This window comes from Mycobacterium sp. TH-M11, assembly GCF_057473725.1.
The window spans coordinates 1-4,200 of sequence record NZ_JBYCLD010000421.1; the positions used below are offsets into that span (position 1 = coordinate 1).

5 protein-coding genes are annotated in these 4,200 nt (G+C 64.7%); 4 read left to right on the forward strand and 1 reads right to left on the reverse strand.

Going from position 1 to position 4,200, the window contains the following annotated elements:
* The 3 genes from AC2VOG_RS16525 to AC2VOG_RS16535 form a co-directional block, all read left to right on the forward strand.
* The coding region (locus tag AC2VOG_RS16525; RefSeq protein WP_486940945.1) for a sterol carrier protein domain-containing protein at window positions 1-383 on the forward strand (383 nt) is incomplete at its 5' end.
* 438 nt (window positions 384-821) lie between these two features.
* Window positions 822-1,928 carry a type III polyketide synthase gene (locus AC2VOG_RS16530; RefSeq protein ID WP_486940946.1) on the forward strand — a complete coding sequence of 369 codons (1,107 nt, stop codon included), beginning with the start codon at window positions 822-824 and terminating at the stop codon, window positions 1,926-1,928.
* Between the two features lie 7 nt (window positions 1,929-1,935).
* Entirely contained in the window at window positions 1,936-2,445 is a 510-nt protein-coding gene (locus AC2VOG_RS16535) for an isoprenylcysteine carboxyl methyltransferase family protein (RefSeq protein WP_486940947.1), read from the forward strand.
* A gap of 51 nt (window positions 2,446-2,496) precedes the next feature.
* Here the strand turns inward: AC2VOG_RS16535 and AC2VOG_RS16540 are convergent, their stop codons facing one another.
* Window positions 2,497-3,429, reverse strand: coding sequence for a TauD/TfdA dioxygenase family protein (locus AC2VOG_RS16540; protein ID WP_486940948.1), 933 nt, complete (start codon window positions 3,427-3,429; stop codon window positions 2,497-2,499).
* A 72-nt stretch (window positions 3,430-3,501) separates the two neighbouring features.
* Between AC2VOG_RS16540 and AC2VOG_RS16545 the strand changes: the two genes are divergently transcribed.
* Window positions 3,502-4,071 carry a TetR/AcrR family transcriptional regulator gene (locus AC2VOG_RS16545; RefSeq protein WP_486940949.1) on the forward strand — a complete coding sequence of 190 codons (570 nt, stop codon included), beginning with the start codon at window positions 3,502-3,504 and terminating at the stop codon, window positions 4,069-4,071.
* Window positions 4,072-4,200 lie beyond the last annotated feature (129 nt).

The following is a 4,200-nucleotide window of genomic DNA, read 5'->3' on the forward strand; positions in this document are numbered from 1 at the left end:
TGCCATGGTTGTTGCTCGATCGGCGGGCCATGAAGGTGACCGCTACGCATGACGAAACCTGGCTTCGTATCGTGGACGTCGAAACCACCTTGGCTGCTAGGCAATACGGTGATGGCACCGAGGTTACCGTCGAGGTCGACGACCCGCTGTTGGCCCAGAATTGCGTGACGCTGAGCATCACGCCAGCCGGTGCCGCACGAACCGATCGGCGCCCTCAACTGCGGGTCGGCGTCGCGGGACTCGCCGCCGTGCTACTCGGTGAAGCGACCTGGCAGAGTCTGTCGACAGCAGGGCTCGCCCGCGCCGATGCCCCGGCGCAGCTGGTGGCCGCCGATCGATTGTTCGCAGTGCACCAGGCGCCGCACGCCGGATTCTTCTTCTAGGACACTATTTTTCGGCCTTCGCGTGGCGGCGCGCCAGGAGCTTTCGCACCGGCCGTAATTGCTCCTCGTCGCGGCCCGGCGCCCACAGTACGACGGCCGAGAGCCAGACGCGCGCGAGGACAGGCCGGCCAGCGCGAAGTCGTCGTCGGGCCTCGACTCGGTCACAGTGTCGGCCACCCGGCACCTCCCCGCGATTAGTGTGAGACTGCCAGTCTCTAACAGAGACTATTAGTCTTTTTTTCTTGCCGACGGACGTTTGCCGGCTGATCGACGCAATAAGCATCGACGCAATAAGATTGGGTGGTGAACACGCCGACCGTCGTCCGGAATCAGATCGGGCGCGTGTCGCGTTGACGGATTTCAATGCGAGCACCACATCAGCTGATCCCGGCCCGGCGGGTTGCCGGTAGGCCTCATCGTCCACGTAGGAGCACAGCAGTGACTGAGCGTTCGAGCCGCGACAGATTTCGGGCCTTTGAAGCGGGCAGCGTCATCGCGGGCGTACAGGGCGCCCTGCCGGAGAATCGGTACCAGCAGGAAGACATCACCGAGATGCTCGCCCGGCTCCCGGCGTTCAGGGATCACGGCGACCTGCTACACAAGTTTCACGCGAGCTCCAGGGTCGAAAGTCGCTACTTGGTCCTGCCGCTTGATCAGTACGCGTCGCTGACAGATTTCGGCCGCGCGAACGACATCTGGATCGAGAATGCGGTGGAACTCGGCTGCGCCGCGATATCCGCCGCGCTCGACGAAGCGGGATTACGGCCAACCGATGTCGACGTGGTGATGTCGACGACAGTCACCGGCCTGGCGGTGCCGTCTCTGGAGGCGCGCATCGCGACCCGGCTGGGACTTCGCCCCGATGTGCGACGCGTGCCGATGTTCGGCCTCGGCTGCGTGGCCGGAGCCGCCGGGGTCGGCCGGCTCAACGATCACCTTCGTGGTGCGCCTGACGATGTCGCGGTGCTGCTGTCAGTGGAGTTGTGCTCGCTCACCTTCCCCGCGATGACCCCGTCGCCGGCCTCCCTGGTGGGGACGTCGCTGTTCGGCGACGGCGCGGCCGCCGTCGTCGCGGTTGGGGCGCGCCGGGCCGAGCAGATCGGCGCCCGCGGTCCAGAAGTGCTGGGGTCGCGTAGCCACCTCTACCCGGATTCGCAGGACACCATGGGCTGGAGCATCGGGTCCACCGGTTTCGGCCTCATCCTCTCCCCCGATGTCGCCGGTGTCGTAGAGCAGTATTTGGCCGACGACGTGGCCGGGTTGCTGGCCGCCTACGGCCTGGGGATTACCGATGTCGCCGCGTGGGTCAGCCACCCGGGCGGCCCCAAGGTCATCGAGGCAATCGTGGCCTCAATCGGATTGCCCAGCGATGCTTTGGAATTGACGTGGCGCTCACTGGCCGAGGTGGGCAACCTATCGTCGTCCTCGGTGTTGCACGTATTCCGCGATACGATCGCCAAACAGCCGACCGCCGGCAGTCCCGGAGTCATGCTCGCAATGGGCCCCGGATTTTGCTCCGAGCTCGTCATGCTGCGCTGGAGGTGACACGGCCATGATCTGGTACGCGTTGCTTGTCGGCGCTGTCGCCGTCGAGCGGCTCGTCGAAGTCTTTGTTGCCCAACGAAACAGGGCTGTCAGCAAGGCGCATGGCGGCGTCGAGTTCGGCGCCGGACATTACCCCGCGATGGTGGCGCTGCATTTCAGCTTGCTTGCCGGGTGCTTGATCGAGCCGATAGCATTGCATCGCAGCTTCGTTCCCGCGCTGGGATGGACGATGTTCGCGGTGGTGCTGGCAGCGCAAGCGTTGCGCTGGTGGTGCATCACCACTCTGGACTATCAGTGGAACACCCGCGTCATCGTGATCCCCGGCGCGAGCAGAGTCACCGGCGGCCCTTATCGGCTGCTATCTCACCCGAACTACGTCGCGGTGATCGCCGAAGGCGCGGCACTGCCGCTGGTGCACTCGGCTTGGGTTACCGCACTGGTGTTTTCGGTGCTCAACGGGTGGCTGCTCAGCATGCGGGTCAAAGTGGAAAACGCGGCGCTGGCCAGCCTGAGCTGATCGGCCTTCTGGGGCTCTTCTCACTCTCGATGCGCCGACGCGTAGAGACGGTCAGGCGACCAATGGCCTGGGCGTGTCCACGATCGAATAGTCGCTGGCGTCGCCGGAGACAACGCGACTGTGCTCGCCGTTGACGCTGACCGGTATGTCGCCGGCCAGAGTGATGCGGTGCATGACGCGGCGCTGGGTGCCGTAGTCGGAGACGGCATAGTGCTGTGTCGCGCGGTTGTCCCACATCGCGACGTCTCCGAGTTCCCAGTTCCACCGAATCGTGTTCTCCAACCAGATGATCCGGTCTTGGAAGATCCGGAACAACGCCTGCGACTCGGCGCCATTGACGCCGAGGACGGCCTTGACGAAGTTGCCGAGCAACAGCGACCGTTCCCCGCTTTCCGGGTGTACGCGCACCACTGGGTGGTGCGTCTCGTAGTGGGTCGAGTGAAACTGGTTGGCGTACTTCAAGACGGCCTCGGGGTCAGCCTCGAGCGCGGCCAGCTTCGCCGGGTCGACCTGGGCGTAGTCGAATGCGTTGTTGTGCATGGCCCACAGCCCGTCTGCGAGCTGTTGCAACGGCTGCGGCAACTGCCGGTAGGCGGCCACGGTGGACGCCCAGGTGGTGGTGCCGCCGTAGGCCGGTAGTTCCACCGCGCGCAGGATCGACGCCTTCGGAGGCCGGTCGACAAAGGTGACATCGGTGTGCCACTGGTTGGCGCCGCCACCGTTGATGGATTCCAGCCGCATCACCCGGCTGCCGTCGAACTTCAACGTCGGGTGCGGCGTCGTGGGAACACCCAGGCTCTCCGCGAATGCGTAATGGGCGTCGTCGTCCAGGTGCGTCTGCCCACGGAAGAACACGACCTTGTGGGTGATCAGCGCTGCGTTGATCGCGGCCGCGGTGTCAGCATCGAGCGCGCCGAGTCGGACGCCGTCGATACGCGCACCGATGTTCTCGCCGAGTTTCACCACCTGAAGTTCACTGCTCACGACTGCTCCTAAACTCGAAGTCTCAAGTGTAGGCATCTGTCTACGCTTGCTGCTGTCCGCTAATGTACACAGATGGCTACGGCGAACGCAACAGTGACGGCCACCACGAAGCCAATCGGCAAAGACGAGGTCCGCGCCGCTGTGCTGCAAGCGGCCAGTGAGTTGTTCGCCGAGAAGGGTCCGGCCGCCACCTCCATTCGGGAAGTCGCCACCCGGGCCGGCGTGAACCACGGCCTGCTGCACCGCCATTTCGGGAGTAAGCGCCAACTACTGGCGGCGACGCTGCAGCATCTCGCCGACTCCGCAGCACGCCTCCGCGCGTCAGGCGCAACGCGGGCGGAGATCGAAGCCGCCTACGAATTCCAGGCCCGCGTCATGGTGCGCTCGGCGCTCGACGGCTTCCCGGTCGAGGAACTCCAACAACGCTTCCCCGGCATGGAGGCCTTCCTGCGACAGGTGCAGGCCGGGCACACCGATGATCGGACGGCGCGGTTGCTGGCCGCGCACGGCATGGCCTTGCAGATCGGCTGGGGCCTGATGGGTCCCACGCTGCGGGTCGCGTTCGGGTTGCACGACCTCGATGACACCGAGATACGTACGGCGGTTGCCGAGCAGATCTCTAAAATTATTGCCGCCCAGTAGGAGCGGGCCATAATCACGAATTAGTGATCGGTCGTTGCGTCCGTGACTTCCGATGTGGGTCTGTGACCTGATCGTGGCCGGCATGTACCCCTTGCTGGATTATGTTGACCACTCGGTTGATCGACGGCG

What these genes read in the sequence shown, in the direction of transcription:
- AC2VOG_RS16535 (WP_486940947.1), top strand. Translation starts at nt 1,936, where the DNA reads ATGATCTGGTACGCGTTGCTTGTCGGCGCTGTCGCCGTCGAGCGGCTC.
- AC2VOG_RS16545 (WP_486940949.1), top strand. Translation starts at nt 3,502, where the DNA reads ATGGCTACGGCGAACGCAACAGTGACGGCCACCACGAAGCCAATCGGC.